At 55.0% G+C, this 3,497-nt stretch carries 4 protein-coding genes and 1 pseudogene; 2 read left to right on the top strand and 3 right to left on the bottom strand.

What is annotated here, in order from left to right; translation table 11 throughout:
* Positions 1-107: 107 nt before the first annotated feature.
* The gene (locus BN874_RS06395) at positions 108-1,058 is read right to left on the bottom strand and encodes a LysM peptidoglycan-binding domain-containing protein (protein WP_034431592.1); all 951 of its coding nucleotides are present in this window, start codon (positions 1,056-1,058) and stop codon (positions 108-110) included.
* 250 nt (positions 1,059-1,308) lie between these two features.
* Between BN874_RS06395 and BN874_RS26005 the strand changes: the two genes are divergently transcribed.
* The gene (locus BN874_RS26005; RefSeq protein WP_268258815.1) at positions 1,309-1,434 is read left to right on the top strand and encodes a hypothetical protein; all 126 of its coding nucleotides are present in this window, start codon (positions 1,309-1,311) and stop codon (positions 1,432-1,434) included.
* A 4-nt stretch (positions 1,435-1,438) separates the two neighbouring features.
* Here BN874_RS26005 and BN874_RS23355 read toward each other — a convergent pair whose 3' ends face one another.
* Entirely contained in the window at positions 1,439-1,615 is a 177-nt protein-coding gene (locus BN874_RS23355) for an oxidoreductase-like domain-containing protein (protein ID WP_081756191.1), read from the bottom strand.
* A gap of 625 nt (positions 1,616-2,240) precedes the next feature.
* On the opposite strand from BN874_RS23355, the pseudogene BN874_RS06385 reads away from it, so the two are divergent.
* Positions 2,241-2,864, top strand: a pseudogene (locus BN874_RS06385) (transposase); the annotation flags it as partial.
* Positions 2,865-3,026: 162 nt separating this feature from the next.
* Here the strand turns inward: BN874_RS06385 and BN874_RS23350 are convergent.
* Positions 3,027-3,425 carry a transposase gene (locus BN874_RS23350; protein WP_081756190.1) on the bottom strand — a complete coding sequence of 133 codons (399 nt, stop codon included), beginning with the start codon at positions 3,423-3,425 and terminating at the stop codon, positions 3,027-3,029.
* Positions 3,426-3,497: the final 72 nt, after the last annotated feature.

Raw genomic sequence — 3,497 nt, 5'->3', positions numbered from 1 at the left:
TACCGATTCCATCAGATAGGGGCAGCAGCTCCAGGATCAAGATGTGTGGAATGGACAGCCTTGGAGGCGGTCGTTTCGGAAGGGCGCCCACCGGAACCCGATGCTCCTCAACCCTCATCCAACCCGATCATCGGTAGAACGGCAGCGTATCTCCAGCGCCAAAGGGTGACTCGCGGCACGCCTTGACCCCGACGGGTCGCATCCCGGTCGATCGCTCCCGTTAGCGACTCCTGAAAACTTCTTCGATATAAGCTGCGACATCCCGGTCCTTCGGATCGCTCGAACGCTGCAAGTGGTTCTTGACCCCTCGGATAATCCGTGACGCTCGCCCCTTGGTCGACGGGACTGAGAGCCGCTTGGGCCCTCGCGATTCTACCGCGAGCGCCGAGGTAGATCCCGATACCAAATTGGAGTTGATCCTCGGCGCTCCGCCCTGGCTTCGCGGCTTCCTTGATGCGGAGAGCCAGGTACGCCGCGATGAAGAAATCCGAGACCACCGGGTCGATCACGTCCTGGGGGTACCCTTTCTGGACCAGGGGTTTCAGGCTCACGCCGCATCCCCTGGGGAGGCTGGCGCCGCACTGCGCGCCCATCTGCATGAGAAACTGGCTCAACTCCGATTTGAACGTATTGACCACGTCGGTATAGGCGAGCTGGCCGATCTGTCCCGGACCGAAGGTGTCATCGTCAATACCTTCTTTCTCCAAAACATTCATCCGTTTGCGCTCCGCCGCGATAATACCGATCACGAGGCCGCGCGTGAGAAGTTGCTGGGTCTGAGTATCCAGCTTGGCGCTAGTCTTGAGAAGGGCCACGGCGGCGGCCTTGCTGTCGCAGGGCAGGGGAACCGGCGCCGGACCGGTGACCGGCTTGGCGACGGCGAAGCGATCGGGAATCATGACGAGGTCACCGGGAAAAATGAGGTTCCCGCTCGGCCGCTTTTGTCGTAAGTTTTTATTGTCCGCGTGCCAGTAAAGGTCTTGCCAAGATTTAAATTGATAGGCGCGTGCAATCGATGAAAGTGTTTCGCCGGGCCGTACCGTATGGGTCGTTGACATAGCGCTTTGCTCCAACTGTTGGGATTTCCAGCGAGTTAAGCATATTGAGTGTCAACATTGATAACTTTATGATTAAATAATACTTTATGGGTGTTAAGGTCGTGGCGAGTGACCGCGAAGTTTCAAATTGAACCGGTGTTCCAGAGAAGCCCTCCAAATTGGATCGGGCCTGTTTGGCCGGGATGCCCTGAAATCAGAAGCAGGAATTAGGCAGCGCGCTTCGGATTCAGGCGACCTGACAGTTCGCGCCTTGGCCGATCAGGTTCTGAGCGGCAAGGCGCAAACCGGCGATGCCGCCTATGCGGTAGCCGCACTGATCGACCGGGTTAAAAGCGCACCGGTAGAATCCGGTTGGTCTTCCGATTATCGCCCTTGATCGGCTATGGGCGTCCAGCCTGCTGCTGTTGCCAACCAGCATAAGCCGCTTCATAGCGGCGCTGAGCCTGGCGATAGTAGTCCCACATGCACATCTCACAGCCGCGCTCGCAGCATTCGCCCGGAATGGGCGGTTTGGGCGCAACCGGCGCGGGGAGGGGTGGAACGTCAGGGGAAGACATGAACGGTTCAGCCTCGTGGTGAAGTGGATGGGCTAACTTCCAGGCGGCACACATCGGCAAGAATCGGCGTGGTATCGAATCAACGCCGACCAGCAACGTAGGTTTCCGCCAAGTCATTGTAGAGCAAGGCCAAGTCAGCCATATTGGGGTACGACAACGATTCCTTCATTTTGGGGCCATAGGGTCACCTCCTCATCGCCTCGAACGGCTCGGGTAGTGATATCGCCCTCGTAAAGCTTTGGCGCACTCAGTCTGTGATGTTACTGATCAAGAAAGTACGCACCACGAAACTAAATTCTCCTTACAAATTTGGTACTTAAATTCCCTATATGAATTTTATGGTAGGGCAACAGGCGTCAGAACAGCACCCATCGGGTTTGTCGGGAACAGTAGGGATCTGTAACAGAAAAGCGTTCGTTTTTTTGAGTTTGCCTGAGAGCCACAGCCTTGTGGCCCCAAAGTGAAGGAATCGTTGTCGTACCCGGGGTTTGACGAGCAACCGATACTGCTGGCGAATTCGATTCTGGAGCGAATCTCATCTGAAGTGGTGATAGAGCGCAAGTCCGACGTGGGTGTCATTGATAGACTTGGAGTCATCCCCATTCTTGATTTGCGGAGAATCGCCATGTCGCTCCAGCCCCAAGAGATGGCCCCGGTTCCCGAAGAAACCCAACGGGTCGCGCGGGCCGCCTTTCCCAAAGGCAACTTGTACGTTCGCCTGCGCGATGAAATCGGTACGATCTTCGACGATCTCCTGTTTGCCCCCTGGTTTCCCACTCGCGGCCAACCGGCGGAAAGGCCTTGGCGGCTGGCCTTGATCACGGTGATGCAATTTGTCGAAGGACTCTCCGACCGCCAAGCGGCCGAGGCGGTTCGCGCTCGGATCGACTGGAAATACGCCCTGAGCCTGGAATTGACCGACCCCGGTGGCGATGCCTCCGTGCTGTGTGAATTCCGCGCTCGCCTAGTTGAAGGTGCCGCCGGACCTGTCCTCTTGGAAGCGATGCTGTCACGGTTAAAGGAGCGCGGCCTGTTGAAAGCCCGTGGCCAGCAACGCACCGATTCCACCCACGTTCTGGCCGCGATCCGCACCCTCAATCGGCTCGAGAGCGTGGGTGAGACCTTGCGCGCGGCCCTGAACAGCGTGGCCACGGCGGCACCGGACTGGCTGGCCGGTGTCGCGGCACCGGAGTGGTTCGAACGCTACGCGATCCGGGTCGAGGAATACCGCCTCAGCAATGAGATTCCTCCTATTGAATTCGCCAGCAGTATCAGCAACCGGACAGAAAACTGTCATAAGGGTTATTATTTTTACCAATCAGCGCATTATGTCACTGTCTCAACAAACGAAGGTTTTTTAAGACAGTGATTTTAGAAGCTGTACAGCAACTCAGTTGCTCAATTTTTATTCTCAAATAGCCTCTATCATTAATGCCCTATTTTTACAAAGCTGTCGCAACATTAATCGACTTGAAGCGATATAAACCATGCTTTCGCTTGACTTAGGATTGCGCTCGTAATCTCTGTTAAGTCGCCGGTATCGACTTAGCCAGGCCAAGGTTCTTTCTACCACCCAACGTCGAGGAAGAACTTGAAAACCATTCACGGGTTTTTTCTTTTCAACAACCTCAAGAACGCAGTCAAATTGAGCTTTAACCCACGCGATCAGTTCTGCACCAGAATAAGCCCCATCGGCCCAAATTTTTTTAACCCTATCCCGCAGTAAAAACAAGGCCGGTATGACCCAACGAGCGGCCCGTCCATCGTAAATATTTGCGGCATGAACTCCGACAACGAGCAGGCAACCCATGGTATCTACGATCTCTGTACATGACAAAAATTAACTTGAAGAGTTAAAATGATTAAAATCAAGGAAGTGAAA

Source organism: Candidatus Contendobacter odensis Run_B_J11, from assembly GCF_000531125.1.
In the GTDB taxonomy this organism is placed as follows: domain Bacteria; phylum Pseudomonadota; class Gammaproteobacteria; order Competibacterales; family Competibacteraceae; genus Contendibacter; species Contendibacter odensensis.
The sequence above is the reverse complement of the archived record's forward strand: the minus strand, read 5'-3'. Positions and strand labels throughout refer to the sequence as shown.